At 60.8% G+C, this 26,274-nt stretch carries 29 protein-coding genes and 1 pseudogene; 13 read left to right on the top strand and 17 right to left on the bottom strand.

All coding sequences use genetic code 11. The features are described 5' to 3' along the window. A pseudogene (locus ACTIEN_RS05735) lies at window positions 1-100 on the bottom strand (30S ribosomal protein S4); the annotation flags it as partial. A 229-nt stretch (window positions 101-329) separates the two neighbouring features. Here ACTIEN_RS05735 and ACTIEN_RS05730 point away from each other — a divergent pair. The 6 genes from ACTIEN_RS05730 to ACTIEN_RS05705 all read left to right on the top strand — a co-directional run bounded on the left by ACTIEN_RS05730 (window position 330) and on the right by ACTIEN_RS05705 (window position 5,975). Further along, a complete protein-coding gene (locus ACTIEN_RS05730; RefSeq protein ID WP_439522150.1) occupies window positions 330-1,157 on the top strand; it encodes an EAL domain-containing protein in 828 nt (275 codons plus the stop codon). A 190-nt stretch (window positions 1,158-1,347) separates the two neighbouring features. Then, window positions 1,348-2,523 carry an acetyl-CoA C-acetyltransferase gene (locus ACTIEN_RS05725; RefSeq protein WP_439522149.1) on the top strand — a complete coding sequence of 392 codons (1,176 nt, stop codon included), beginning with the start codon at window positions 1,348-1,350 and terminating at the stop codon, window positions 2,521-2,523. Window positions 2,524-2,677: 154 nt separating this feature from the next. Beyond that, window positions 2,678-3,400, top strand: a complete 723-nt coding sequence (gene phbB / locus ACTIEN_RS05720) for an acetoacetyl-CoA reductase (protein ID WP_439522148.1) — start codon at window positions 2,678-2,680, stop codon at window positions 3,398-3,400. Between the two features lie 81 nt (window positions 3,401-3,481). Beyond that, the gene (yddG, locus tag ACTIEN_RS05715) at window positions 3,482-4,345 is read left to right on the top strand and encodes an aromatic amino acid exporter YddG (protein ID WP_439522147.1); all 864 of its coding nucleotides are present in this window, start codon (window positions 3,482-3,484) and stop codon (window positions 4,343-4,345) included. 108 nt (window positions 4,346-4,453) lie between these two features. Then, window positions 4,454-5,386 (top strand): VOC family protein, encoded by a 933-nt coding sequence (locus ACTIEN_RS05710; protein ID WP_439522146.1) that lies wholly within the window; start codon window positions 4,454-4,456, stop codon window positions 5,384-5,386. Beyond that, entirely contained in the window at window positions 5,379-5,975 is a 597-nt protein-coding gene (locus ACTIEN_RS05705) for an alpha/beta hydrolase (protein WP_439522145.1), read from the top strand. Before ACTIEN_RS05710 ends, ACTIEN_RS05705 begins: the two co-directional genes overlap by 8 nt. A gap of 33 nt (window positions 5,976-6,008) precedes the next feature. On the opposite strand, the gene ACTIEN_RS05700 is transcribed toward ACTIEN_RS05705, so the two are convergent. The 3 genes from ACTIEN_RS05700 to ACTIEN_RS05690 form a co-directional block, all read right to left on the bottom strand. Then, complete coding sequence (locus ACTIEN_RS05700) at window positions 6,009-6,170, bottom strand: YdcH family protein (RefSeq protein WP_439522144.1); 162 nt, start codon at window positions 6,168-6,170, stop codon at window positions 6,009-6,011. Between the two features lie 87 nt (window positions 6,171-6,257). Continuing rightward, the gene (locus tag ACTIEN_RS05695; protein ID WP_439522143.1) at window positions 6,258-7,058 is read right to left on the bottom strand and encodes a tRNA1(Val) (adenine(37)-N6)-methyltransferase; all 801 of its coding nucleotides are present in this window, start codon (window positions 7,056-7,058) and stop codon (window positions 6,258-6,260) included. Further along, window positions 7,048-7,263, bottom strand: coding sequence for a putative signal transducing protein (locus ACTIEN_RS05690; RefSeq protein WP_439522159.1), 216 nt, complete (start codon window positions 7,261-7,263; stop codon window positions 7,048-7,050). The genes ACTIEN_RS05695 and ACTIEN_RS05690 overlap by 11 nt, the downstream gene beginning before the upstream one ends. Before the next feature lie 56 nt (window positions 7,264-7,319). Between ACTIEN_RS05690 and ACTIEN_RS05685 the strand changes: the two genes are divergently transcribed. Then, entirely contained in the window at window positions 7,320-8,318 is a 999-nt protein-coding gene (locus tag ACTIEN_RS05685; RefSeq protein WP_439522142.1) for a polyprenyl synthetase family protein, read from the top strand. Between the two features lie 6 nt (window positions 8,319-8,324). Here ACTIEN_RS05685 and ACTIEN_RS05680 read toward each other — a convergent pair whose 3' ends face one another. From ACTIEN_RS05680 to ACTIEN_RS05670, 3 genes are all read right to left on the bottom strand, one after another. Further along, window positions 8,325-9,191 carry a 4-(cytidine 5'-diphospho)-2-C-methyl-D-erythritol kinase gene (locus ACTIEN_RS05680; RefSeq protein WP_439522141.1) on the bottom strand — a complete coding sequence of 289 codons (867 nt, stop codon included), beginning with the start codon at window positions 9,189-9,191 and terminating at the stop codon, window positions 8,325-8,327. Continuing rightward, a complete protein-coding gene (locus tag ACTIEN_RS05675) occupies window positions 9,175-10,902 on the bottom strand; it encodes a tetratricopeptide repeat protein (RefSeq protein WP_439522140.1) in 1,728 nt (575 codons plus the stop codon). Before ACTIEN_RS05675 ends, ACTIEN_RS05680 begins: the two co-directional genes overlap by 17 nt. Window positions 10,903-11,002: 100 nt before the next feature. After that, the gene (locus tag ACTIEN_RS05670; RefSeq protein WP_439522139.1) at window positions 11,003-12,652 is read right to left on the bottom strand and encodes an electron transfer flavoprotein-ubiquinone oxidoreductase; all 1,650 of its coding nucleotides are present in this window, start codon (window positions 12,650-12,652) and stop codon (window positions 11,003-11,005) included. Window positions 12,653-12,926: 274 nt separating this feature from the next. Between ACTIEN_RS05670 and greA the strand changes: the two genes are divergently transcribed. Beyond that, window positions 12,927-13,397, top strand: coding sequence for a transcription elongation factor GreA (gene greA, locus ACTIEN_RS05665; protein WP_439522138.1), 471 nt, complete (start codon window positions 12,927-12,929; stop codon window positions 13,395-13,397). A gap of 16 nt (window positions 13,398-13,413) precedes the next feature. Beyond that, window positions 13,414-14,421: a hypothetical protein gene (locus ACTIEN_RS05660; protein ID WP_439522137.1), complete on the top strand. Its 1,008-nt coding sequence runs from the start codon at window positions 13,414-13,416 to the stop codon at window positions 14,419-14,421. Between the two features lie 101 nt (window positions 14,422-14,522). Here ACTIEN_RS05660 and ACTIEN_RS05655 read toward each other — a convergent pair whose 3' ends face one another. From ACTIEN_RS05655 to ACTIEN_RS05640, 4 genes are read right to left on the bottom strand one after another with little or no spacing between them, the layout of a single operon-like run. After that, window positions 14,523-16,640 (bottom strand): molybdopterin-binding protein, encoded by a 2,118-nt coding sequence (locus ACTIEN_RS05655; RefSeq protein WP_439522136.1) that lies wholly within the window; start codon window positions 16,638-16,640, stop codon window positions 14,523-14,525. Next, window positions 16,637-17,128: a molybdopterin-guanine dinucleotide biosynthesis protein B gene (mobB, locus tag ACTIEN_RS05650; RefSeq protein WP_439522135.1), complete on the bottom strand. Its 492-nt coding sequence runs from the start codon at window positions 17,126-17,128 to the stop codon at window positions 16,637-16,639. Before mobB ends, ACTIEN_RS05655 begins: the two co-directional genes overlap by 4 nt. Further along, window positions 17,125-17,757: a molybdenum cofactor guanylyltransferase MobA gene (gene mobA, locus ACTIEN_RS05645; protein WP_439522134.1), complete on the bottom strand. Its 633-nt coding sequence runs from the start codon at window positions 17,755-17,757 to the stop codon at window positions 17,125-17,127. Before mobA ends, mobB begins: the two co-directional genes overlap by 4 nt. Further along, the gene (locus ACTIEN_RS05640; protein WP_439522133.1) at window positions 17,754-18,632 is read right to left on the bottom strand and encodes a formate dehydrogenase accessory sulfurtransferase FdhD; all 879 of its coding nucleotides are present in this window, start codon (window positions 18,630-18,632) and stop codon (window positions 17,754-17,756) included. The genes mobA and ACTIEN_RS05640 overlap by 4 nt, the downstream gene beginning before the upstream one ends. 61 nt (window positions 18,633-18,693) lie before the next feature. On the opposite strand from ACTIEN_RS05640, the gene ACTIEN_RS05635 reads away from it, so the two are divergent. After that, entirely contained in the window at window positions 18,694-19,401 is a 708-nt protein-coding gene (locus tag ACTIEN_RS05635; RefSeq protein WP_439522132.1) for an AzlC family ABC transporter permease, read from the top strand. Then, window positions 19,398-19,730: an AzlD domain-containing protein gene (locus ACTIEN_RS05630; RefSeq protein WP_439522131.1), complete on the top strand. Its 333-nt coding sequence runs from the start codon at window positions 19,398-19,400 to the stop codon at window positions 19,728-19,730. Before ACTIEN_RS05635 ends, ACTIEN_RS05630 begins: the two co-directional genes overlap by 4 nt. Window positions 19,731-19,736: 6 nt before the next feature. Here the strand turns inward: ACTIEN_RS05630 and ACTIEN_RS05625 are convergent, their stop codons facing one another. The 4 genes from ACTIEN_RS05625 to ACTIEN_RS05610 all read right to left on the bottom strand — a co-directional run bounded on the left by ACTIEN_RS05625 (window position 19,737) and on the right by ACTIEN_RS05610 (window position 21,540). Then, window positions 19,737-20,363 carry a hypothetical protein gene (locus tag ACTIEN_RS05625; protein ID WP_439522130.1) on the bottom strand — a complete coding sequence of 209 codons (627 nt, stop codon included), beginning with the start codon at window positions 20,361-20,363 and terminating at the stop codon, window positions 19,737-19,739. 19 nt (window positions 20,364-20,382) lie between these two features. After that, window positions 20,383-20,517 (bottom strand): aa3-type cytochrome c oxidase subunit IV, encoded by a 135-nt coding sequence (locus ACTIEN_RS05620; RefSeq protein ID WP_439522129.1) that lies wholly within the window; start codon window positions 20,515-20,517, stop codon window positions 20,383-20,385. Between the two features lie 89 nt (window positions 20,518-20,606). Then, a complete protein-coding gene (locus tag ACTIEN_RS05615; RefSeq protein WP_439522128.1) occupies window positions 20,607-21,065 on the bottom strand; it encodes a DUF6173 family protein in 459 nt (152 codons plus the stop codon). A gap of 10 nt (window positions 21,066-21,075) precedes the next feature. Further along, window positions 21,076-21,540, bottom strand: a complete 465-nt coding sequence (locus tag ACTIEN_RS05610; RefSeq protein WP_439522127.1) for an Lrp/AsnC family transcriptional regulator — start codon at window positions 21,538-21,540, stop codon at window positions 21,076-21,078. A gap of 113 nt (window positions 21,541-21,653) precedes the next feature. On the opposite strand from ACTIEN_RS05610, the gene ACTIEN_RS05605 reads away from it, so the two are divergent. Then, the gene (locus ACTIEN_RS05605) at window positions 21,654-21,875 is read left to right on the top strand and encodes a DUF6356 family protein (RefSeq protein WP_439522126.1); all 222 of its coding nucleotides are present in this window, start codon (window positions 21,654-21,656) and stop codon (window positions 21,873-21,875) included. A gap of 137 nt (window positions 21,876-22,012) precedes the next feature. Here ACTIEN_RS05605 and ACTIEN_RS05600 read toward each other — a convergent pair whose 3' ends face one another. Both ACTIEN_RS05600 and mutL read right to left on the bottom strand, forming a co-directional pair. Then, window positions 22,013-23,179 carry a DNA recombination protein RmuC gene (locus tag ACTIEN_RS05600; protein WP_439522125.1) on the bottom strand — a complete coding sequence of 389 codons (1,167 nt, stop codon included), beginning with the start codon at window positions 23,177-23,179 and terminating at the stop codon, window positions 22,013-22,015. Continuing rightward, window positions 23,176-25,020: a DNA mismatch repair endonuclease MutL gene (gene mutL, locus ACTIEN_RS05595; RefSeq protein WP_439522124.1), complete on the bottom strand. Its 1,845-nt coding sequence runs from the start codon at window positions 25,018-25,020 to the stop codon at window positions 23,176-23,178. The genes ACTIEN_RS05600 and mutL overlap by 4 nt, the downstream gene beginning before the upstream one ends. 322 nt (window positions 25,021-25,342) lie before the next feature. Between mutL and ACTIEN_RS05590 the strand changes: the two genes are divergently transcribed. Further along, window positions 25,343-26,269, top strand: a complete 927-nt coding sequence (locus tag ACTIEN_RS05590; RefSeq protein ID WP_439522123.1) for an AEC family transporter — start codon at window positions 25,343-25,345, stop codon at window positions 26,267-26,269. Window positions 26,270-26,274 lie beyond the last annotated feature (5 nt).

Below are 26,274 nucleotides of genomic sequence, written 5' to 3'. Positions count from 1 at the left end.
GGCCGTATTCGCGGCGGTTGACGGGGGATTTCGGACGACCCCAGATGTTTTCACCCATCCGGCGGTCAATTTTGTACTTGGCAGACGTGCGTTTTGTCACGGCTGATCTCCTTCCTGGAACGACGCCCCGAAAGGCGACTATGAAGGGCGTTGTCCTCTTGGGCGCGAAACCCATGACAGGCATCCCCTTGCGGGGGCCACCAACACCAATGAAGCCGCGCTTATACGGCGGTGCCTTGCAGAGTCAACACGCGATATTACGGGTGTGCATTAAACCTTGTTTAAGGTGCAAGTGCCAAGGTGCAGGCACTGCATCAAAGGGTATCCCCATGCCACAGCGCGCTGTCAGAAAAACACTTGGCCCATCGCCGCTGGATATGGCCGTGCAGACGCGGGATCAGGACATCCTGACCATCGTCGAAGACGCGGTTCGGCATCGTGAGGTGCGACTGGCCTTTCAGCCGGTGGTCCATGCGCCCCGACAGGAACAGGTTGCGTTCTACGAAGGATTGATCCGCGTCACCGACCCGACCGGGCGGATCATCCCGGCGGCACAGTTCATAGACCGCATTGAGGAAAAGGAAACCGGCAGGCTTCTGGATTGTCTGGCGCTGGAACATGGGTTGCGCACCCTGATGCAGAACCCTGATATCCGGCTTGCCATCAACCTGTCTGCACGATCCATCGGCTATCCCAAGTGGCGCAAGGTGCTGGAACGCGGACTGTCGCGCGATGCCTCTGTGGCCGAACGTCTGATCCTGGAAATCACCGAAGCGTCGGCAATGCTGATCCCTGAACTGGTGGTGCAGGCGATGCGCGATCTGCAGCGACTTGGAATCAGCTTTGCGCTGGATGATTTCGGGGCGGGATATACCGCGCTTCGGTATCTGCGGGAATTTCAATTCGATATCCTCAAGATCGACGGACAGTTCATTCGCGGCATTGCGACGGACCCGGACAATCAGGTGCTGACACGGGCCATCCTCGCGATTGCACAGCAATTCGATATGTTCACGGTGGCGGAATTTGTGGAATCCTCGGCGGATGCCAACACATTGGGACAGCTTGGGATCGACTTTCTCCAAGGCTACTATTTTGGCGCCCCAACCGTCGATCCTCCATGGCGCCCGATCCGGCGGACCTCAGCCGTGCATTAAGGTGTTGCGGCATCTGCCATGACCCTGCGTCAACTCCGCCATGCAGAAACGGCCTGAGACACCCTGTCCGGTATCCGTCCTTCGACCATTGCTTTAGGACGGCGCGAGAATGGGTCTGGGGCTGTGGCCGCAAATACGCGATAATCCCCACGGAATCACGTCTGGACTTTGACTTTGGTGGAGGGACAATATGACCAACGTCGTTATCGCATCCGCCGCACGCACGGCCGTTGGGTCGTTCTGCGGTTCTTTCGCAAATACACCGGCACATGATCTTGGCACAGCCGTGCTCGAGGCCTTGGTCGAGCGTGCCGGGATCGAAAAGGGAGAGGTCTCTGAAACGATCCTCGGACAGGTTCTGACAGCCGCACAAGGCCAGAACCCGGCGCGTCAGGCGCATATCAATGCCGGTCTGCCGCAGGAAAGCGCTGCATGGGGACTTAACCAGGTCTGTGGATCGGGTCTTCGTGCCGTGGCTCTTGGTGCGCAGCACATCATGCTCGGGGATGCCGATATCATCTGCGCCGGTGGTCAGGAAAACATGTCCATGTCACCGCATGCCGCAAACCTGCGTCAGGGCCACAAGATGGGCGATATGAAATATATCGACACCATGATCCGTGACGGCCTGTGGGACGCCTTCAACGGCTATCACATGGGTCAGACCGCCGAAAACGTCGCCGAAAAGTGGCAGATCAGCCGCGATCAGCAGGACGAATTTGCAGTTGGTTCCCAGAACAAGGCCGAAGCCGCGCAAAAGGCCGGCAAGTTCGATGACGAGGTGATCGCCTACACCATCAAGACCCGCAAGGGCGACATCGTGGTCGACAAGGACGAATACATCCGTCACGGCGCGACCATGGAGGCGATGCAGAAACTGCGCCCCGCCTTCACCAAGGATGGATCCGTCACCGCCGCAAACGCCTCTGGTCTGAACGACGGTGCGGCGGGTGTGCTGCTGATGTCTGCGGAAAACGCCGAAAAGCGCGGCATCACCCCGATGGCCCGCATCGCATCCTACGCGACCGCTGGTCTGGACCCGTCGATCATGGGTGTCGGCCCGATCTACGCATCGCGCAGGGCACTGGACAAAGCGGGCTGGTCGGTTGGCGATCTGGACCTTGTGGAAGCCAACGAAGCTTTCGCCGCGCAGGCCTGTGCCGTGAACAAGGACATGGGCTGGGATCCGTCGATCGTGAACGTGAATGGCGGCGCGATTGCCATTGGCCATCCGATCGGGGCCTCGGGCGCACGCGTCCTGAACACCCTGCTGTTCGAGATGCAGCGCCGGGACGCCAAGAAAGGCCTTGCCACGCTTTGCATTGGCGGCGGCATGGGCGTCGCGCTCTGTGTGGAGCGGGATTGATCCAGTCTCGTGGAACGACAAAATTCGGGGCGCTTTCATGCGCCCCTTTTTTGTAGGTTTTGCAAATTCCCAAAGGACGTCACGCAATAATGTTGCGCCGAGATACGTCTACATATAACAACCTTACTTGATGAATACCTGAGAGGAGACAACCATGGCCCGTGTAGCCCTAGTCACCGGCGGCAGCCGCGGTATCGGCGAAGCCATTTCCAAAGCCCTGAAAGCAAAAGGCTATGAGGTCGCCGCGACCTATGCCGGCAATGACGAGAAAGCCGCTGCCTTTACCGCAGAGACCGGCATCAAGACCTACAAGTGGAACGTCGCGGATTACGACGCCTCCAAAGAGGGAATCGCCAAGGTCGAGGCCGATCTGGGCCCCATCGACGTGATCGTCGCCAACGCGGGCATCACCCGTGACGCGCCGTTCCACAAGATGACGCCGGACCAGTGGAAAGAGGTGATCGACACCAACCTGACCGGCGTGTTCAACACCGTCCACCCGGTGTGGCCCGGGATGCGCGAACGCAAATTCGGCCGCATCATCGTGATCTCGTCAATCAATGGTCAGAAAGGCCAGTTCGCACAGGTGAACTATGCCGCGACCAAGGCGGGCGATCTGGGCATCGTGAAATCGCTGGCGCAGGAAGGCGCGCGCGCTGGCATCACCGCGAACGCGATCTGCCCCGGCTATATCGCAACGGAAATGGTGATGGCGGTTCCGGAAAAGGTCCGGGAATCGATCATCGGCCAGATCCCGGCAGGCCGTTTGGGCGAGCCGGAAGAGATCGCGCGCTGCGTGGCGTTCCTGGCGTCGGACGATGCGGGCTTCATCAATGGGTCGACAATCTCGGCCAACGGGGCGCAGTTCTTCGTTTGATCCCGGATCACAGGTTTTCGGAATGGCCCGCCAGTTGTGCGGGCCTTTTCTTTTGTCGCGCAGGACTTTAGCGGAACGCTCATGACACGCGCTTCTGCCACCAGTATCGGGTTTGTCGCCGTCCTGCTTTGGGCGCTTCTGGCGTTGTTCACCGCCGGTTCCGCGCCAGTCCCTCCGTTCCTGCTCAATGCGCTGACCTTTGCCATCGGCGGCGCGGTGGGTGTGATCTGGGTGCTTGGGCGCGGACGGGCGTCGGTGCTGCGCGCGGTGCCGTGGACGGTCTATGCCTTTGGGACCGCAGGTCTGTTTGGGTATCACGCGCTTTACTATTCCGCGTTGCGCCTTGCACCCCCGGCAGAGGCGGGGCTGATCGCCTATCTCTGGCCCTTGTTCATCGTGTTGTTTTCGGGCCTGCTTCCGGGGGAACGCCTGCGCGCGGGGCACATCTTTGGTGCGCTCGTGTCCTTTGCGGGCGCGGCGTTGATCGTGCTCCGTGGCGGGTTCAGCTTTGAGGCGGCGGCGGCGCCGGGGCTGATCCTTGCCGGGGTCTGTGCCCTGACATGGAGCAGCTATTCGGTGCTGTCACGCAGGCTTGGCACCACCCCGACCGAAGCCGTTGCCGTGTATTGTGTCCTCACGGCGGTCTTGTCTGTACCCGCGCATCTGCTGTTTGAAACGACAATCTGGCCGGATACGGGGTTTGCGTGGCTCTCGGTGTTGGCCCTTGGCCTTGGTCCCGTCGGTCTTGCCTTTTACGTCTGGGATATCGGCGTCAAACGCGGGGACATTCAGCTTTTGGGCGTGGCAAGCTATGCGGCACCGTTGTTGTCCACGCTGGTCCTGATCGTGGCAGGATTTGCGCAGGCGTCCTGGCAATTGGTCGCGGCGGCCGTTTTGATCACCCTTGGGGCAGGCATCGCGGCATGGACATCGCGCCGTCGTTAGGTGCGGAATTGCACAAAAAAGGCGCGCGCAGGAGTGTTTATGTGCGTTTGAATGCAGCTACATCTGTACCCAATCGGGTTATTTCCCTTTCCATTTCGGAGAACAGACATGTTGAACCAGATCAATGGACTGCACCATGTGACCTCGCTGGCCAGCGGGGCGCAATCAAACAACGATTTCTTTACCAAGACGCTGGGCCTGCGGCGAATCAAGAAGACCGTTAATTTCGACGCGCCCGAGGTGTACCACCTCTACTACGGTGATGGCGCCGGGACGCCTGGCACCGTGATGACCTATTTCCCCTTCCCCAACGCACGTCGTGGCAATCCCGGCACCGGTGAGGTCGGGATCACGGGGTTTGCGGTGCCCGAAGGCAGCCTGCCCTATTGGCAGGATCGGCTGGCGACGTTTGACGTGAAAAACATCAAATCCGAAACAACTTTTGGCCAGAACCGCCTGCGCTTTGACGGGCCGGATCGGGACGGGTTCGTTCTGGTGGAAACCGACGATGACACCCGCACACCCTGGACCAACAACGGTGTCAGCGAAGACGTGGCGATTCGCGGGTTTCACAGCGCCGACATACGGCTGAGCGATGTCGGGGCCAGTGCGGAATTGCTGCGTTTCATGGGGTATGAAAAGCTTGAGCAACAGGACAATGTCACCCGTTTTCACATCCCCGGCGGCACCGCGGCGAACGTGATCGACATCACCGAGGTCAATGCGCCCAGCGCACATCAGGGGGCGGGTTCGGTTCATCATATCGCCTTCTCGGTCGACAACCGTGAAAGGCAGCTTGAGGTGCGCAAGGCGCTCATGGACACCGGATATCAGGTGACTCCGGTGATCGACCGCGATTATTTCTACGCGATCTATTTCCGCACGCCCGGCGGTGTTCTGTTCGAAGTGGCCACCAACGAACCGGGCTTTGACCGCGACGAAGACACCGCGCATCTGGGTGAGGCGCTCATGCTTCCGACCCAGCATGAACATTTGCGCGCCATCCTTGAACAAAAATACCTGGAGCCGATCATTGACTGAGTATTTCCACGCTGAGACCAAGGGGGCGTCGGGCGCGCCTTTGGTCTTCACCTTTCATGGCACCGGAGCCGACGAAACGCAGTTTCATGAGCTTGCTCAGCACCTTGTGCCAAATGCACATGTCATCTCGCCGCGCGGTGACGTGTCCGAACAGGGCATGGCGCGATTTTTTCGCCGGACGGGCGAAGGCGTCTACGACATGGAAGATCTTGCACAACGGCGCGAAAACATGGCGCGTTTCCTGCGCGAAAAGATCGCCATGACCGGCGCGGGCCGTGTGATTGCTTTGGGGTATTCGAACGGTGCGAATATCGCGACTGCGGTTGCGCTGGACCATCCCGACATTTTTACGGACGTGATTGCGATGCACCCGTTGATCCCGTGGACCCCTGATCCACAGCCGGGTCTGTCAAAAACGCGGTGGTTGCTGACCTCTGGACGACGCGATCCGATCTGCCCGCCTGAACGGACACAAGCTTTGTCGCGGTATCTGTCGGAACAGGGTGCAGATGTGAGCGAACATCAACACCCCGGTGGGCATGAGATCGCGCAAGACGAACTTGTCGCGATCAGCACATTCGTCAGATAAAGAAAAAGCCCGGGTTTTGCCCGGGCCAATCACTTATGAGAGACGCTCGATCTCTTCCTTCAGTCGAAGTTTCTGCTTTTTCAGCGAGGCAATCGTGAGGTCGTCCGCTCCGGGCGCGCGCTGCGCCTGTTCGACCTCGGCAGAGAGGTTTTGGTGCTTCCGCTTCAGTTCCTGAAGATGTGAAGTCAAGCTCATGAAGTCCTCCTGTGACTGATTGGATCTTCAGTCCACCACAGTTTTACAATTCTGTCACGCTGCATCCGCATCATTGGTATATTCCTGCTAACCACGCTGGGTTTGGATGGGTCTTTGATCAGGAAAGGGCAACGATTGCGGCGTACGCAGCACTTTAGAGACGGTTTCCGTGTACGAATCGCCGTCTTTCTCGTGCATTTCGCCGCGGTGCAGCACCAGCGGAGGGTGCGACACAAACGCCGCCCGCCGTTCTTTGCGCCCCCGCAACAGGACAAGACGGGCCGGACGGGCGCTGCGCGGCTGGATCGGCCAAAGCTCGAGCGCCCCCAGAGTTGCGAAAAACGCGCTCATCAGTTCGGGAAGGCGGTCTGCCCTTTGAACAAACGTTGCCATCCCGCCGGGCTTGAGCCGTTTGGACGCCACGCTGACCCATTTGGCCAACGGCAACGCACCAGAGCGGGACATCGCGCGATCTTGCGATGGTGACGCGACGGCGCGAAAATCCTCGAAATAGGGCGGGTTGGCGATCACATGATCAAAACGCCGGGATTTGACCTCTGGCGGCAGCGCGGACAGGTCTGCGCAATGCACCACCCCCGTCAGCCCGTTGTCATCCAGATTGCGCTGCGCCAACGCGGCATAGGCGGGCTGCATGTCCACCCCGATGCAGGTGATCCCGCTAACCCGGATACCGAGGCAGGCCAATGCAGCCCCCGCGCCGCAGCCCAGTTCAAGCACGCTATCCCCCGCCTTGGCCGGGATTGATGCAGACAGAAGAACGGGGTCCAGCCCGGCGCGATAGCCGTCTTTCGGTTGCCACAGGCGCACAGCCCCACCCAGAAAATCATCGCGGGTCAACTCCTCCGCCGCAAAGGGGTCAGTCCTCAAACTTGACACCGTATTCGTGCAGAACACGTCTTGCGTCGTCTAGTTCGTCGCTGCGCACCATGAGGCGGCGCGGCAAAATTCCGATGGACCCTTCGAGGACGCTCATGTTTACGTCCAATTCAAAGCTGTCTATACCCTCGTCCTCAAGCACGGCTCGGGCGAGCGGTATCAGTGTGATGTCATTGGTGCGCAAAAGCTCTTCCATGACCTTGATGTAGGAACACCCGGCCCGCTTTGTCGAGCCTTCCTGAAGGAATGGTGATGATGTTGGATACACCAAGTCAAAAACCGCATGATCGGCTGGCAGAGGTTCTGGCCGGTGACATGGCAGAGGTGAACACGCTGATCCGAACGCGCATGGCGTCGGAACACGCACCGCGCATTCCCGAAGTGACCGCGCATCTGGTCGAGGCAGGCGGCAAGCGGTTGCGGCCGATGCTGACCCTCGCCGCGGCGCGGATGTGCGGCTATGAAGGCGACAATCATGTGAAGCTGGCCGCGACGGTCGAATTCATCCACACCGCGACGCTGCTGCATGACGACGTTGTGGACGAAAGCGAAAAGCGGCGGGGGCGGCCGACGGCGAACCTGCTTTGGGACAACAAGTCGAGCGTTCTGGTCGGGGATTACCTGTTTGCGCGGTCTTTCCAGTTGATGACCGAGACCAACAACATTCGCGTATTGCGCATCCTGTCGGACGCGGCGGCGACAATTGCCGAGGGCGAGGTGTTGCAGATGACGGCGGCGCAGGATCTGCGCACGACCGAAGCGATTTACCTGCAAGTGGTGCGCGGCAAGACAGCGGCGCTTTTCTCAGCCGCAACCGAAGTGGGCGGCGTGATTGCCGACATGGACGAGGCGCAGATCAAGGCGCTGTTCGATTATGGCGATGCTTTGGGGATCGCGTTTCAGATTGTCGACGACCTTTTGGATTACTGGGGATCGGACGCCACCGGCAAGAACGTGGGTGACGATTTCCGCGAGCGCAAGCTGACCCTGCCGGTGATCAAGGCGGTTGCCTTGGGCGACGACGACGAACGCGCGTTCTGGAAGCGGACGATAGAAAAGGGACGTCAGGAAGACGGCGATCTTGAGCACGCGATCGCGCTTCTGAACAAGCACGGCACACTTGAGGCCACTCGGGCCGAGGCAAATGACTGGATCACCAAGGCGCGCGGGGCGCTTGCGACGTTGCCCGTGCATCCGATCCGCGACATGCTGGATGATCTGGCCGATTACGTCGTTGCGCGGGTCAACTGAACCCTGTCAGCGCAGGATCGGCACGGCGGAGACCCACCAGTCGGGGTGCGCCGCTGCGATCCGGTCGGCACTTTTCTGCGCCGCGACCTGCGTTGTGTACCACCCCCAGCATGTGCTGCCAGAACCGGACATCTTTGCCACCAACGCATCTTCGCGCAGCGCATGAAGTACCTCGGTGATCACCGGTGCGATGGCGTCATCGCTGGCGATCTTGGTCAGGTCGTTGCGCTGTTTCGACAGCCAGTCTGCAAAGCTTTCGGCGTCTGTCACATCGTCCAGCGGGTCCATCCGTTGCAGGCTGATCGGGTGCAACATGTCATGCAGGGTAAAGACCTTGCCCGTCGGAATCATCACCCCCGGATTGACCAGAACCAGCCACCCTTCGGGCTGATATGGGGCGCGTTGCAGGTGTTCGCCGATGCCGCGCATTTCGGTGGCGTGGGGGGCGCAAAGACAGACTGGAACATCCGCACCCAAAGGCAAGGCCTCGGTCGCGGTAAGCGGTGGCACCTGCCACAGATCGGCGAGCAGCCGGATCGCACAGGCGGCGTCACTTGACCCGCCACCAATGCCGCCGCCGTGGGGCAGGGTCTTGGTCAGGTGGATGGCGGCCCCCGCAGAAACACCGCGAAGGTCTTTCAACCGCTCCGCCGCCTTCAGGACAAGGTTGGCACGATCCGTCGGCACACCTTCGGCAAACGGTCCATCGACGGTCAGGCTTAACCCATTGGCAGGGACAACACGCAACCTGTCGCCGACCCCCGCGAACACCACCAGCGATTCAAGCAGGTGATAACCGTCGTCTCGCAGTCCGGTCAGGTGCAGGCACAGGTTGATCTTGGCCGGGGCAGTCGCCTCAGTCGCTGCTGTCATTGGCCACCTGAAGCGGCGGCGCGCCTTCTTCGGCAAGCACCTGATCCAGACCCACATCCAGCTTGGCGCGGATACGATCGGCGTTCACCTCTTCGGCGGTTGTGCCATAGACGATAAAGGACAGCGCCCGACGCCATTGGAACCGCGCTTCGGTCTTGCGGCCAACGGCCCAGTACACGTCCCCCAGATGGTCGTTCACGATGGGATCGACCGGCATCAGTTCGGTTGCGCGTTCCATGTGGCTCACGGCTTCTTCATAGCGGCCAAGCCGGTACAGAACCCACCCGAGTGAATCGATGATGTAACCGCTTTCGGGACGGGCTGCCGCCGCGCGTTCAATCATGTTGAGCGCCTCGTCCAGCTTTTCCTGCTTTTCGACCAGCGAATACCCAAGGTAGTTCAACACCTGCGGCTGTTCGGGGTTCAGGTTCAAAGCCGCGCGGAAATCCGCCTCGGCCTCGTCCCAACGGTCAAGTCGTTCATAGCAGATCGCCCGCGCATAGTGCAGGAACCACTGGCTGACGGTCTCTTCCTCAAACAGGTCAAGCGCCTGGGTATAGGCCGCAATTGCCTCATCATAGCGTTCAAGCTGGCGCATCGTGTCGCCCAAAGTCGACAGAACGATGGGCTGGTCGCCATGGGTCTTGGCCAATTTCTGAAGAACTTCGACCGCCGCATCCGTCTTGTCACTGTCACTCAACGCTGCGGCACGGCCCAGTTCTGCGGCATGGTAGGCCGGGTGATCTTCGGGCACCTTGGCATAGGATTTCACCGCCAGTTCCGGCTGCCCCATTTCGTCCAGCAGGCTGGCCGACAAAAGAATGGCGTCGATGTGATCGGGGCGCAGGTATTCCGCCACGCGTGTGTACAGCAGCGTGAATTCATCATTTGCTTCGTTCGCAAGCGCTGCGGCAAGGGTGTAGAACACCTCGGCCAGACCATCCCGCGCGCCCTGAACATGCGTAAACGGCAGCGCCGCACCATCTTCCAGCGCCATGCGCATCTCGCGCAGACCCGGATCAAGGTCGGGCCCGAAGGCGGTGTCGATCAGGGTCAGCGCGTCTTCGTCGCGTTCCAGCTGACTCAGCATCTCGACATGGGCCATGACCCCGCGCCGGGTCAGTTGCATTCCACCCGTGCCAGCATCCTCGAGGATCGCCGCCGCACTTTCGAAATCACCGACCGAGGCCAAGGCCAAAGCCTTGTGATACAGCGCAAAATTGCGCAGTCCCTGCTGGTCGGACAGTTCATCGAATTGCACCAATGCGGCTGACATATCGCCCAGACCAAGCTGCGACCATGCGGTAAGCAGGCCATCGACAAGCGGCCCGACGCCGCGATCATCCTCGATCAGGTTGATCAGGGCTTGGTACTCTTCAGAATTGGCCTGCTGCGCCACAAGCGCCAGATGCGCAACCTGGCTGCGATGGCCGTCACCGACCAGCTTTGACGCCAGCCCGGCAGCGCGTTCCAGATCGCCCAGCGAAATCTCGGCCAGGGCAGCGCGTTCAAGGATGACGGGGTTTTCGGGATCTCCCATCACAGCGCGTCCATAATAGGTCGCCGCCGCCTGAATATCGCCATCAAAGCTTGCCTGACGGCCGGCCAGGTAATCCCCCGAGAGACTGTTGGCAAAGGCACCCCCCGGTGTGACCAGGCACAGTGCCACTGCTGCCGTTCCCAAAAGGCGCTTCATGCTCGAACAAACCATGTATTTCTCCTTGAAAGGCGAATTTTTCCGAAGCCTAGCGCGGTGCCGGAACACACGCAACTCAAGCAAAAGGCCGGACGTTTGCCCGGCCTCTTCAATTCTACATATTCGGGTAGTTCGGACCGTCTCCACCCTGCGGGACCGTCCAGACGATATTCTGGCTTGGGTCCTTGATATCGCAGGTCTTACAGTGGACGCAGTTCTGGAAGTTGATGACGAATTTGTCTTCGCCCTTGTCGTCCTTCACGAATTCGTAGACCCCGGCAGGACAGTACCGCTGAGACAGTCCCGCGTATTTCGGCAGGTTGACCGAGACGGGAATCGACGCATCCTTGAGCTTGAGATGTGCGGGCTGGCTTTCCTCGTGGTTGGTCGCAGAAAACGACAGGTTTGTGAGGCGATCAAAGGACAGTTTGCCATCCGGCTTCGGATAGTCGATGGGCTTGAATTTCGATGCCTCCCCGGTCGCCGCAGCGTCGGTCTTGCCATGACCAATCGTGCCCAGCAGGGAAAAGCCAAGCGTGTTGGTCCACATGTCGAACCCGCCAAGGGTCAACGACGCCACCAACCCGCGCTTGGACCAAAGCGGTTTGACGTTGCGCACCTTCATCAGGTCCTGACCAATCGCACCCTCTCGCACGTCGGTTTCGTAATCGCTCAACTCATCCGATGCGCGCCCGTCCTGAATCGCGGCATACGCGGCCTCGGCGGCAGCCTTGCCAGACAGCATCGCGTTGTGATTGCCCTTGATGCGCGGCACGTTGACCATGCCGACCGAACAGCCCAGCAGCGCCACACCCGGTGCCACCATCTTGGGCATCGACTGATAGCCGCCTTCGCTGATCGCGCGCGCGCCGTAGGCCACGCGCTTGCCACCTTCGAGCAGCTCTTTCACCATCGGATGGTGTTTGAACCGCTGGAATTCCATGTAGGGGGCAAGATGCGGATTCTCGTAGTTCAGATGAACGACAAAACCGACATAGACCTGATTGTTATCAAGGTGATAGATGAACGATCCACCCCCGGCGTTTGACCCAAGCGGCCAGCCCATGGTGTGCGTGACCGACCCTGCCTTGTGCTTGGCGGGGTCGATCTCCCAGATTTCCTTCATGCCAAGACCGTATTTCTGCGGCTCCTTGCCTTTGGACAGGTCGAACTTTTCGATCGCCTCTTTCGACAGGCTTCCGCGCACACCTTCGCCCAGGAACACATACTTGCCGTGCAGTTCCATCCCCGGCTCATATCCCGGCCCCGGCGTGCCATCGGCGTTCTTGCCGAACTCCCCGGCAACCACGCCTTTGACGCTGCCATCCTCGCCGTAGACCAGTTCGGAACAGGACATGCCGGGAAACACCTCGACACCCAGTTCTTCGGCCTGTTCAGCCATCCATCGGCAGACATTGCCCATCGACACGATGTAATTGCCGTGGTTGTTCATCAGCGGCGGCATCGGCCAGTTGGGGATACGCACCTTGCCCGCTTCACCCAACATGTAGAAATTGTCATCCTTGACCGGCACGTTCAGTGGCGCGCCTTTTTCCTTCCAGTCCGGGATCAGCGCGTTCAACCCACAGGGATCAAGCACCGCGCCTGACAGGATATGCGCGCCCACTTCAGAGCCTTTTTCAAGGACCACCACGTTCAAATCGGCATCCAGCTGTTTCAGACGGATCGCGGCAGAAAGGCCTGCGGGTCCTGCACCTACGATGACAACATCGTACTCCATCGCTTCGCGTTCATGTTCGCTCATGTCGGGCTCTTTCCTGAAAATCACGTGTCGAAAACCTGACAGGTGACGTAACCTGCGGACCCCGAACGGTCAATTGCGACACCGCGTTACAGGTGGGGTTTCCCTGTCACTGCCGGTTTTTCATGCGCCGCGCCCTGCCGATCGCACGCAAGCCCCCTTGCGTTTCGACGACGGGTCAGGTCACTGTTGTCACAACGTAAATGACATGTTTAGACCGCGCTGACGCAAGGCGCTGCCAGAGCCGACGCTCGACCGACCAAGAGGGAACTGTCCCATGGAAAAGCTACCAATGACCCGCGCGGGCCATGCCGCGCTCGAAACCGAATTGAAAACGCTCAAATCCGAAGAGCGTCCTTCCGTGATCAAGGCGATCGCCGAGGCGCGTGAATTGGGCGACCTCAAGGAAAACGCGGAATATCATTCCGCCCGTGAAAAACAGGGCTTTATCGAGGGCCGCATCAAGGAACTCGAAGGTGTGCTCAGCCTTGTCGAGGTGATCGACCCCACGAAGCTTTCGGGCACCATCAAGTTCGGTGCAACCGTGACGCTGGTGGACGAAGACACGGATGAGGAAAAGACCTGGCAGATCGTGGGCGAACACGAGGCCAATATCGAAAAGGGTCTGCTCAACATCAAATCGCCCATCGCCCGCGCCCTGATCGGCAAAGAAGAAGGCGACAGCGTCGAGGTGCGCACACCGGGCGGCGACAAATCCTATGAAGTGCTGAAAATCGAATACATCTGATGGGTCGGACCCAGCCATGACACAGCAAAAAAACGCCCGCCCCGGCCCGGCAACGATCCCCCCTCGTCCGGGTGACGTTTCGGGCGGGCTCAGCGGGATCGAATTGACCGCCGCCGCGCTCAGCGTGCTTTGGCTGGTCATTTCTGCGGCGTTTTTCCTGTTTTCCGGCAATGAAGGCGCGGACGGTCTGCGCTTTCTGTTGACCATGATGGTGATCTTCTTTCCGGTCGGCATGATCTGGGTGGCCGCCGTCAGTGCGCGCTCCTCGCGGATCATGCGCGAGGAAAGCACGCGCCTGCAAACCGCCATCGACGCAATCCGCCACGCCTACATCACCCAGAGTCAGGCGGGGGGACGCGATCAGCAACCGCATCCGTCCATCGTGAAAAAGCTGGAAGAGATCGCCGACGCACAGAAAAAGGCCGAAACGACGCTCGCGATGTTCACCTCGACCCGCGCGGCGCAGATCGCGGTGCATGCCGCATCGCCCGACCCCGAAACCGGTGATCAGCCAAGGCTTGCCCTGGGCACCCCGGCCGAAGCACTGCACCCGCCGCTCTCCAACTCCGATTTCATCCGCGCGCTGCATTTCCCCGAAACCGCCGACGATCAGGAAGGTTTTGCAGCGCTGCGCCGCGCCTTGAAAGACCGGCCTTCGGCGCAAATGGTTCAGGCCTCGCAGGATGTGCTGACCCTGCTGAGTCAGGACGGGATCTACATGGATGATCTGCGCCCCGACATGGCCCGCCCCGAACTCTGGCGGCGCTTTGCCAAAGGCGAACGCGGTCGCACGATTGCCGCACTGGGCGGCGTGCGGGACCGGTCATCGCTGGCACTGGCGGCAGGCCGGATGAAGCAAGACCCGATCTTTCGCGACGCGGCTCATCACTTCTTGCGCTTGTTCGACAAAGGCTTTGCCCGGTTCGAGGAAACGGCAAGCGATGCCGAAATCTCGGAACTTGCCAGCACCCGCACCGCGCGCGCCTTCATGCTGCTTGGACGTGTGACCGGGACGTTTGACTAGGCGCGCCCCTGTGCCGTCTCCGGTTTCTCAGTACCTTTTTGCCTGGCGCCCGGCAGTTCCGTCAACGGAAACTCCGGATGCGTCAACGTATCCGGACCCGCTCAGGAAAAAGACCCGAACGGAACATAGCGCACAGGGTCGCCCGGACGCACATGTACCGCACCGTCCTGCAGTTCGACCAGCCCTTCGGCCCAGCTAAGCCCGCTGATCCGGCCCGATCCTTCGGACTTGAACACCTCGGCCCGGCCATCGCGAATCCGGGCACGCAGGTATTCCCGCCGCCCCGGCTTCTTGCGCTTTTCAAACGCGGCGGGCACCGTGAATCCTTGCGGTTCAAACCACCCGGCCCCTGACAGCGCCGCCATCGCCGGACGCGCGAAAATCAGGGTGCAGACCAACGCCGCCACCGGATTGCCGGGCAGGCCAAAGACGGGAACCCCCTGCCATACCCCCAACGCCAGAGGCCGTCCGGGCTTTAGCGCGATCCGCCATTCCTGCATCGCGCCACTGTCGCGCAGCAGCGCCGAAATATGGTCTTCATCCCCGGCAGAGGCCCCGCCAGAGGTCAAGATAACATTCGCCTGCTGCGCAGCGGTCTCCAACGACGCGCGCACCGTCGCGCGGTCATCCGCGGCGCGCCCCATGTCCACAACATCGAATCCGAACCCGGCGCACAGGCTAAGCAACATGGGTCGGTTGGCATCAAAAATCTGCCCGACAGAGGCGTCTGCCCCCGGTTCCACAATCTCATCACCAGTGGACAGAACCGCCACGCGCAACCGCTTGCGGACCTCCAGCGTGCCATGCCCCACCGCCGCCGCCAGCGCCAGATCGGCAGGGGTCAGAACCCGACCCTCGTGTAGCGCGATCTCTCCGCTTACGACGTCCTCACCGGCCTTGCGCGTGTTCGCCCCACGCTTCAGAGGTCCATTGAACGCCACCCGACCGTCCCCGGTGCGCACGTCTTCGTCCAGCACCACGGTGTCGACGCCCTTGGGCAAATCGGCCCCGGTCAGGACACGAATCGCATGCCCTTCGGGCACAAACGCGTCGACGGGCACACCTGCGGCGGCGCGCCCGTCGACCAAAGACAATACCTGCGCACCCGATCCGATGGCGGCACCGGCAAAGCCATACCCGTCCACCGCCGAGTTGGGATGCGGCGGGTTGGATCGACGTGCCGCAACATCGGCCGCCAGGACCCGTCCCGTCGCCTGCATCAGTGGCACGGTTTCAGTGCCAACCACAGGCGTCATGCGATCCCGCAACAATGCCAACGCATCATCCACAGGCGTCCAGTCCACACCGGCGGGCAGCGCAAAACAGTCGTTGCGCAAGGGCGGTGGGGTCAGAACCTGCGGCCCACGCGCGGCTTCAATCAGTTCGTCACCATGCCCAGCGCCCAGAATCCACGCTTCTTCCCCAGCCTCCGGACCAGTGTCCGACATCATCCCTTCCAACCGCGCAGGAGGCAGCCCAGCCAAAGCCCGCGCCAGCAGGCGCACCTGCACGGAATCCCGTATCTCGTCCTGTCCAACCTCCTTCACAGCGGTTTCGATCAGTCCCGGCCAAACCTCAACAAACACGGTTTGCGCATCCGTCCAGGTCTGAAACGGCCAGACCGCCACACCTGCGCGCTGCCGCAACCGCGCAAGCATGGGCAGACCCATCAGAGCCTGACTTCCCACAGTTGGATTAAAGAAGAGTTGAAAACACGATGACGATGCGTTCGCCACAAGATCACAGGCGCGCCGTTCGGCACAGGTCGCATAGTCGATACCCGCCTTGCGATAAGGCACATCCGGCCAAGCAGTGTCATTCGGTTTGCCCCAGAAGGGCCCCGGCCCATCAAACAGGCGGTTGATTTCAGAGGCCACGTCAAAGCGGTTGTTCTCACCCGCCTCGTCGTCGGTGATCCGCGCCGCAAGCCAGTCCCAGAACGCCAAAGGATCGTTGGACCCGGTCACATGCGCTGCAAATCCCTTTGGATACCCGAACGGGAAATCGAACCCGACCAACGTGCGCCGCCCCGCCTTTGCCTCTTTGTCGATGAACGCGGCCAGCCACGCCTCGGCCTCGATCCGCGATCGGCAATAAACCGGTGCCTGCTCTTGCCCCGACTGAACAACACCGATCCAGATGGCATCCCTAGAGGGAGCCGCGGGTTTGCGCTTTCCCGCTGACCAATCAACAACCGCAACTGTGTCAAACCCGCTCAAAGCCGGACCTCTGCAAGGACAAAATCTGCAATTGCTTTCGTATCGTTCAAATCGAACACCGGCCGGTCAAGCGCCATTGGCGTGTCGCTTGCAACAGCGCGAATGGTCGGATCGCCGGGCGCGATCAGGGCGTTGCCCGTCTCGGCCCTGTGCGCCTCGATCTTGGGATGCCCGTCACGCTTGTAGCCTTCAACAAGCACCAGATCGACCGGCATCAGCTTGGACAGCAGCGCGGCCAGCGTCGGTTCGTCTTCATCGCGCAACTCGTGCATCAAGGCAAACCTGTTGCGCGAGGCCAAAAGCACCTCGGTCGCGCCCGCAATCCGGTGGCGATGGCTGTCCTTGCCGGGATGATCGACGTCAAAGGTGTGATGCGCGTGTTTCACGGTGGACACGGTGAATCCGCGCGACGTGATCTCTGTCACCAGCCGTTCCATCAGCCCGGTCTTGCCAGCGTTCTTCCAGCCCGTGACGCCGTAAAGTTTCATGTCAGTGCCTCGGCAGTGTTCAGATCGTCAGGTGTGTTCACGTTGAAGAACGGATCGCCCGCGTCAGTCGGAAACACCGCCTCGCGTCCGCCGTGCCTTTCGGTCCAGATCACCACCTTCTTGATCCCGTCCTGAACAGCCGCGCGCAGATCGTCGCGCAGGGCGACCGGCCAAAGGCCAAAAGTCGGATGCCGGATCAGGCCGGAGCGGCTCATGGATTTGGTTTTTTCGGTGCCGCGCGGAGTGGCGGCCAGAACAAGCGGATGGGCCATGCCCTGTGCGGTCTCGGTCAGATGGGCCACAAGCGTTTCGGGAAAGAACGGCGTGTCGGCGGCAACGGTCACGATGGTCTCTGCGCCCTGCCCGGCCGCCCAGTCCAGCCCTGCCAGAACACCGGCCAATGGACCTGGGAAACCTGCGATGCTGTCTGGCAGCACTGGCAACCCGAACGCGTCAAACCGCGCCGCGTCGCCATTGGCGTTAAGCGCCATGTCCGCGACCTGCGGTTCCAGCCGGTCGATCACCCGATGCAAAAGTGTTTGCCCGCCAACCGTCAGCAACGCCTTGTCACCGCCGCCCATGCGCGTGGCCAATCCGCCGGCCAGAATAACGCCCAAAGGTCTGGTCATTCCGCGCTCTTCCTACGACTTTTGCGGCTTTCCTCCGGCACTGTGTCCGGGTCCACGTCGCGCAGCAGACGGTCCTCGCCCGACAGGCACACGAACCGCTTGCCGCGCATCCGTCCGATGCAGGTCAGCCCCACCTGACGCGCGATCTCGACCCCCCAGGCGGTGAATCCGGACCGCGAGGCCAGCACCGGAATGCCCATCAACGCGGTCTTGATCACCATCTCGGAGGTCAGCCGCCCGGTGGTATACAGCATCTTGTCCCCGGCGCTGACGCCTTCCTGAAACATCCAGCCCGCGATCTTGTCCACAGCGTTATGGCGGCCCACGTCTTCCATGTAGACCAGCGGGCGATCCTGCTGGCAAAGCACCGTGCCATGAATGGCCCCCGCCTCCAGGTAAAGTGACGGCGTCGTGTTGATCTGATGGGCGAGCTTGTAAAGCCACGACGTGCGCAGCTCGGTCCGGGGCAGCACAACCTTGTCCAGCCCCTCCATCATGTCGCCGAACACCGTTCCCACGGCACAGCCGCTGGTGCGTGTCTTTTTCTTGACCTTTTCTTCATAACTCGTCTGTCGCTTGGTCCGCACCACGACAACCTCGAGGTCCTCGTCATATTCGACCTTCGTCACCACATCATCGGCCAGCAGCATCCCCTGATTGCGCAAAAAACCGACGGCGAGGTATTCGGGATAATCCCCGATCGTCATCGCCGTGACGATTTCCTGCGCATTCAGAAAAATCGTCAGCGGGCGTTCTTCAACAACACTGATCTCGGTCTCGGCTCCGGTGTGATCGGTGCCAATCACACGCCTCGTAAGGCGTTCAGCCCCCGGATCAGGGGCGATCACATAGTCGCGCACCACGTCATCCGGCATTGATTGCATCTCCCTTCGTCCAAGGCTACGTCCGGTTCGAACGCAGCAGAGAGGCACAGTGATGGCGGCAGGACACGCAATGTCAAGCTACTGGCGGGGCCTTCGCGACGGGCTTCCATTTCTGGTTGTCGTTGGCCCCTTTGCCATGCTCTTTGGCGTGTTGGCCACCGAGGCCGGGCTGGCGGTGCATGAAACCATGGGCTTTTCCATCGTGGTCATCGCTGGCGCGGCACAGTTCACCGCGCTCCAACTGATCAACGAGAACGCGCCAACTCTGGTGGTCATTGCCTCGGCACTGGCGGTGAACCTGCGGATGGCGATGTATTCCGCGTCGATCACGCCGCATCTCGGGCGGCTGCCGGTCTGGAAACGCGGGATCGTGGCGTATTTCCTTGTCGATCAAACCTATGCCCAGTCGATCATTGATTACGAAAAGACCCCCGATCAGACCACGGCACAGAAATTCGCCTACTTCCTTGGGGTCATGACGCCGATCTGCCCGCCGTGGTATGTGTTCACCTTCATCGGTGCCGTGCTTGGCGAAACCATTCCCCCCAGCCTTGGGCTCGACTTTGCGCTGCCGATTGCGTTTCTCGCGATGATCGGCCCGATGCTGCGCACCCCGGCGCACCGGATCGCCGCGCTGACGGCGGTGATCCTTGCCCTGGCCTTTGCGTGGATCCCGTTCAACATGGGTCTGCTGGTGGCAGGGCTTGGCGGGATGATTGCGGGCGCACAGGCGGAAACACGATTGGGACTGACACCATGAGCAGCATTAGCGGCACACCCGAACTTTGGGGAATCATCATCGCGCTGGGTATCGGCAGCTTTGGCCTGCGCTTTGCTTTTCTGGGCCTTGTCGGGGATCGCGCGATGCCGGAATGGGTTCTGCGCCACCTGCGCTATACCGCCGTCGCCGTGATCCCGGCGTTGGTCGCCCCTTTGGTCGTCTGGCCAACAGCCACGGGTGGCACACCAGATCCCACGCGACTGGCCGCCGCTGCCGCGACCTTTGCCATAGGGTATCTCACAAAGAACGTCTTTGCCGCGATGGGCACCGGGGCAGCCGTGCTGATCGCGTTCAACACGCTTTTCTGAGAGGCGTCACTGACTCAGAACGACCTGTTCGAACTGTGCAATCGCCACCGACTTGTCGTCATCGTCGTTTTCGTAAATGCGGGTTGTCTGGACGCCCGGCAGCTTGCCGAAATCATCCATGAGATTTTTCGGGAACCAGGTGGAACCGACCGACCCAAACCCCGGAAGCTGCCGCAGAATCGCCGCCGTGCTCAGCGCACATTGCGCCGATGCAACCGGCCCGTTCGAGACCGCCAGCCGCAGCGCACGTTCGGCCACCTCTGGCGACACCTCAACCCGTTGCATCACAACGTGATACGTCGCGCGCGCATGGGCCCGCGCATAGAAATCGGCGACGCCCGGCGTGATCCCGTAAAGCACGTCACCGCGTTCCGGCACCGCGCTCAACCGGACCGTGCCCGCCGGATCAAAAATGATCCGCTGCGTCCCGTTGATCATCAGACTCGTGTGGGCACCTGCACCCGAGCGGTTGTTGATCATCGTGTATAGCGTCAGCGCCGAAGGCCCGTCGTGCCGATAGGACGCGCTGCTGATCACTTCGGGCGACGCGTCCGGACGCAGATCCGTACCCGCGCCACACCCTGCCAGAGCCAGCATCGCAAGTCCGGCCAGGGCGCGCGCAAACAGGGTCATATCAACCTCGTGTTCGAAATTACGAGTTGAAGATCGCGAGGAAAATCAGAACCGCGATCGAGAATACCGCAACCCTTACGCACCAGCGCACAAACCCCTCAAAGGTCTTTTCCTGCGCGGTGGTGTCCATTGTGCCGTGCTTGTGTTCAGCCATCTTTGACGTCCCTCAGATATATGTTTGATCACTCGCTACCCGATTTGCCGGATCATGTCACCCATGCCAAGCGCGCAGTGTGTCGCGGTTTACGAGACCTGTTCCAATTCGGCAGCAAGTTGAAAGCCGATCCGGCGCGGGGCAATGTCTTCTTTCGGAATCGGGATCGCCCGCAGTGCCACGTTAAGCTGTGAAACGTGCTGGATCAGCTGCATCCGCCCGCCCATGTCATCGGTGCCATAGAACGTCACGATGTCGGGATCGAAATATCCAAGCCCTTCGATCCGCAAGACGCCGGTTTCATTGCCCGCGAACCCCATTGCGACCTCGTGTTCATTGTCCAGCTGCTCTTCAAAGTTCTGGATATAAAGGATCAACCGCTCATAGGCCCATTCCGCTGCACTTTTCTGCTTCATGGATTTGCGTGTCAGCACATCGGGCAGGCGTTTCTCGCCAGTCTCGCCGCACCCTGCGGCATGCGACTCGACCTGCCGGGGCAGGACAGCGGCCTCGGCATATTCCGCCGTGGTGTGAATATCCTGTGTCATCATGATCCCCTCAGATCGGCAGGGCTGTGGTTTCCTTGATCTCCTCCATAACGAAACTGGCCGAAATATCCGAGAGCGGAATCCGCGCGATCACGCGTTTGTAAAATGCATCATATGCCGGAACATCCGCAACCCGCACCCGCAGCAGGTAATCGAGATCGCCGGTCATCCGATAGGCGCCCACCACTTCGGGCATGTCCCGAACCGCCTTGTGGAACCGCTCCAGCCAATCGGCATCATGCCGCCCGGCGCGGATCATCACCACGACTTCAAGCCCACACCCAAGCTTGGCCGGATCCGCAAGCGCCACCCGACCCGTGATGGTTCCGGCCTGCTCCATCATCTTGATCCGCCGCCAGCAGGCGTTCCGGGACAAGGCGACCTGATCCGCGATGGCCTCAACGCTCAGGCTGGCATCCCGTTGCAGAATCCGCAGGATGGCCCGGTCAAAACTATCAAGACTTTCGGCATCCATGAGAATTTTTCCCAATAATCCGCGTAGAGCGTAACAAATTTGGGAAGAAAGCGCCAGTATTAGCTGTCATTTTGACTGCACTTACAGAACGCAATTTCGAAAGGGCCGGACCGATGGCTGACACAAGTTCATTTCTGCACAAAGTCTTTCTGGCCCACCCGGAAACGGTGGATGAAACCTATTTCGAACACATGCGCTTTGCTGCCGGGTTTGCCTTCTGGCTGTCTGTGGCCGCCAGTGCCGCGCTGATCCATGCAGTCGTTCCGGCGCTGTGCAAGACGACGGCCAGCACCATTCTCAAGCAGCTGCACGCTGAGATAGAGCGCCGCCACTGACACCGGGCCATTCTCCGTCAACGGAGAATGTCGATGCGTCTACGCATCGTCGCCCATGTCGACTGTCAATAAAGCGTTAAAGGGGCCGAAGCGGACCCAATGTTTCGCACGCGAAACAAAAGGGGGACTGTGCTGACCTATTCGCCTGGCGGCTTGGCCAGACGCACCACCGGCGTGGGGTCGTCCTTGGCCAATTCCTCGAAGTCGAAATTGTCCAGCCGCCGCGCCCGCCGTCCTGCCTTGTCCGCGCTGATCTTGATATCCGCGATGTCCTTGGCCGCCTGCCCGAAATGCCGGTCGAGATTTTCCACCCGACTGCCCAGACGGTCCACATCCGCGTACAGCAACCCCAGTTCCTTGCGGATCGCCCCCGCCTGTTCCTGCATCCGCGCGTCCTTGAGGATCGCCCGCATCGTGTTCAGCGTCGCCATGCAGGTGGTCGGCGAAACGATCCACACCCGCGCCGCAAAGCCGTCGCGCACCACTTCGGGGAAATTGGCGTGCAGTTCCGCATAAACCGCCTCGGAGGGCAGGAACATCAGCGCGCCATCGGCAGTCTCGCCTTCGATGATGTAGCGTTCCGAGATGTCCTTGATGTGCTTTCGCAGCGAAAGCCGAAGCTGCTGCGCCGCGCGATTCAGTTGTTCCTGGGTCTCGGCACGGCGAAGTTGTTCGTAGGCTTCCAAGGGAAACTTGCTGTCGATCGCGATTGGCCCCGGCGGGTTCGGCAGGTGGATCAGGCAATCCGCCCTTTTGCCGTTCGACAGGGTCGCTTGCAGCGTGTAGCTGTCCTTGGGCAGCGCCTTGCCGACAATATCCGTCAACTGGATTTCCCCGAAGGCCCCGCGCGTCTGCTTGTTAGACAGGATGTCCTGAAGCGACAGCACGTCGCCCGACAGCTTGGTGATGTTCTCTTGCGCCTTGTCGATGCTTTTGAGCCTTTGCTGCAACTCTCCAAGCGACTGCGCCGTGTTGCGCGCCGAGCCGTGCAGGTTCTCGTTCATCTGGCTTTGCACCTGCGCCAGCCTCCGCTCCATCAATTGCAGCATCGCGGTCTGGCTTTGCGCCTGTGCCTCGGACACATGGGTCAGGCCACCGGACAGCCGTTCCTGACCATCGCTGAGGCTCTGCACCCGTTGTCCCACCTGCGCCAGTTGGTACACCAGCGGCTCACTCAGTTTCGCAGCGCGACGGGCGGACATGAGCGACATGATAAGCAGCACAAACACCAGCCCGCCCAAGACCAAAGCGAGAAGGATGACCGGATCGCTCAGGTCAAGAATGAGGTCGCCAATCTGGATCATGTGCGGCCAAACAGTCGTTCAATGTCGCTCAACTTGAGTTCAACATAAGTGGGGCGGCCGTGATTGCACTGGCCGGAATAGGGCGTCGCTTCCATCTCGCGGAGCAGGGCGTTCATCTCTTCGGCGCGCATCTGGCGGCCCGAGCGGATGGAGCCATGACAGGCGACGCGGGACAGGATCGCTTCGATCCGGTCCTGCACGGCGCGGGCTTGGCCTTGGTCGTCGAGCTCGTCGAGGATGTCGCGCAGCAGGGCATCGGCGTTGACTTCGCCCAAAATGGCAGGGGTTTCGCGGACGACAACTGCACCGTTGCCGAAGGGTTCGATGGTCAATCCCATGCGGGTGAGGTCGTCCGCGATGTCGAGCAAGCGCGCGCTGTCGCTCTCACTCATCTCGACCACATCGGGAATCAGAAGCGCCTGTGCAGGCACGCCGTTCTGCGCCATCTGGGTTTTGAGTTTCTCATAGACCAGACGTTCATGCGCCGCGTGTTGATCGACGATCACGATGCCATCCTCGGTCTGGGCGATGATGTAATTCTCATGCACCTGACCCCGCGCGGCACCGAGCGGCAGGGCTTGGCGGGGCGTCGCATCGGTCTCTTGCGAACCCTCTTCGACCTCGACCACGCGACCCGAATAGGTGGACTGCATGTCGGCAAAGCCCGGTGCCTGCGCCTGATAGGCGGACTGTTTCGCAGCGAAACTCGGGCGGTCCATCTGGTAGATGCGTGGTTGACCCTGTGGTGCCTCGGGACGCATCGCGCCCAGCGTTGCGCCTGCAACGGTGGTGGACGCCCGGTGCCCTGCCTCGGCCAAGGCGTGGCGCAGGGCAGACACGATCAGACCGCGCACAAGGCCCGGTTCGCGGAAGCGCACCTCGGATTTCGCGGGATGCACGTTCACATCCACCTTGTGCGGATCGCAGTCGATGAACAGCGCCACCGCCGGGTGACGGTCTCGGCTGAGAAAGTCGGCATAAGCCCCCCGCAGCGCGCCGATCAGAAGCTTGTCGCGCACGGGTCGTCCGTTGACGAACAGGAACTGCGCCACGGCGGCACCGCGCGAATAGGTCGGCAAGCCGGCCAACCCGGTAAGGCGGATGTCCTCGCGCTCGGCGTCGATGGCGACGGCGTTGTCGATGAACTCGCGGCCCATGACCTGCCCCAAGCGACCGCGCAACGCGTCGAACAGATCGCCGCTCACCGCGTCGGCGCGGAGGGTCACACGACCTTCGCCACCGCCCGACACATCGCGCAGGGTAAAGCTGACCGACGGTTCGGCCATCGCAAGACGTTTCAGGACATCCGAGATCGCCTGCATCTCGGCCCGATCCGAACGGAGGAATTTCAGACGCGCGGGCGTCGCGAAGAACAGGTTGCGCAGGATGACGACAGTACCCTTGGACAGGGCCGCCGGTTTGACCGGATCGGGTTTGCCGCCTGTGACGGACAGTTCGGCGGCGTCATACCCCTCGGCCCGGCTCGTCAGGGTCAGGCGTCCGACCGCCCCCAGAGAGGCCAGTGCTTCACCGCGAAAGCCGAAGCTGTGGATGTTGAGCAAATCCGACCCGTCGATCTTGGACGTCGCATGGCGGGCCAGCGCCAAGGGGAGCTCTTCGGGTGGGATGCCGCAGCCATCGTCAGTAACGCGGATCAGGGTCTTGCCGCCATCGGCAATGGCCACGTCGATCCGTGTGGCCCCGGCGTCGACGGCGTTTTCCACCAATTCCTTGACGGCGGAGGCAGGGCGTTCCACCACCTCGCCCGCTGCGATGCGGTTGATGGCGCTTTCCTCAAGCGGTTGAATTGAGGCGCGTATCTTGGGTGCGTGGGAGTTCATGCCACGAGATGTAGCATGCGGGTTGCGATTCTTCTACGGGGTTTTCGGGTGCGCTGCGGTCAGAAAAACTTGAACAAAATACCGACCGCGCCGACATATGCGGCCATTAACACCCAGAATCGATACTTCATGTTCTGGGTGTTTTCAGATGTTTCCGCGACAAGTTTCGCGATTTCCGCGCGCATCTAGTCGTCGGCGATGGATTGTTCTTGCAGTACCATCCAAGCGTCCCGACAAGATTTCTACACCTACGGAAAATATAGGTGGGTAACAGAACCCTGTCGAGATTGACCCCGCCCCCCCGCGTGATAACACAGCACATATGCTGGATATTTTCCTTCAGACTGTGCCGTTTTTTGCCCTGATCGCCGTAGGTTACGGCGCGGGGAAGACCGGGTTTTTCACGCCCGAAGCGACGGCCTACCTGACCAAGTTCGTGTTCTATTTCGCGCTGTCGGCCATGTTGTTCCGGTTTTCGGCCAACCTGTCGATTGCCGAGATTTTCGACTGGCGGATCGCGGCGGGGTATCTGTGGGGCACCGCCTTTGTCTATGGCATCGGTATGGCGGTGGGGTTCCTGCGGGGGATGAACACCGAAACCGCCGCTTTCGAGGGGCAGGTTGCGGCCATTGGCAACACCGGCTTTCTGGGTGTGCCGATGCTGGCGCTGCTGATGGGGCAAGAGGCGGTTGGGCCGATCATATTGGCCCTGACCATTGATCTTGTTGTTTTTTCGTCGCTGATCGTGATCCTGATCGTCGGATCCCGCGAAGGGCGCATGTCCTTGACAATCTTCAAGACCGTTGGGGTGGGCCTTCTCAAGAACCCGATGATCGTGGCGATTGTGGCGGGGTTCATGGTGTCGTCCACCGGCGTGCCGATCCCCGAGCCGGTGAACCAGTTCCTGTCCATCCTCGGCGCGGCCGCCACTCCCGGCGCGCTGTTCGCCATCGGGGCATCACTGGCCAGCAAATCGGCAGAGCGGCTGAACATCGCGGGCTGGCTGAGTTTCTGCAAACTGGTGGTCCATCCGGCGCTGGTGGCAGTCGGGGTCTATATCCTGTTCCCGGCAGATCCCTACAAGGCGGGTGTCGTCGTGGCCGCTGCCGCCTTGCCTGTTGCGGGCAACGTGTTCATCCTTGCGCAGCATTACAACGTGGCCCCGCAACGGGTGTCGGCGGCCATTCTGATCTCGACCGCGCTGAGCATTGTGACAGTGTCGTTCGTGATCTCGAAGGTTTTGGTTTAAGAAAG

Origin of the sequence: Marivita sp., from assembly GCF_051859345.1 — a bacterium.
Classification (GTDB): Bacteria; Pseudomonadota; Alphaproteobacteria; order Rhodobacterales; family Rhodobacteraceae; genus Marivita.
Note: the sequence above shows the minus strand (reverse complement) of the source record. Positions and strands in the feature narration are given on the sequence as shown.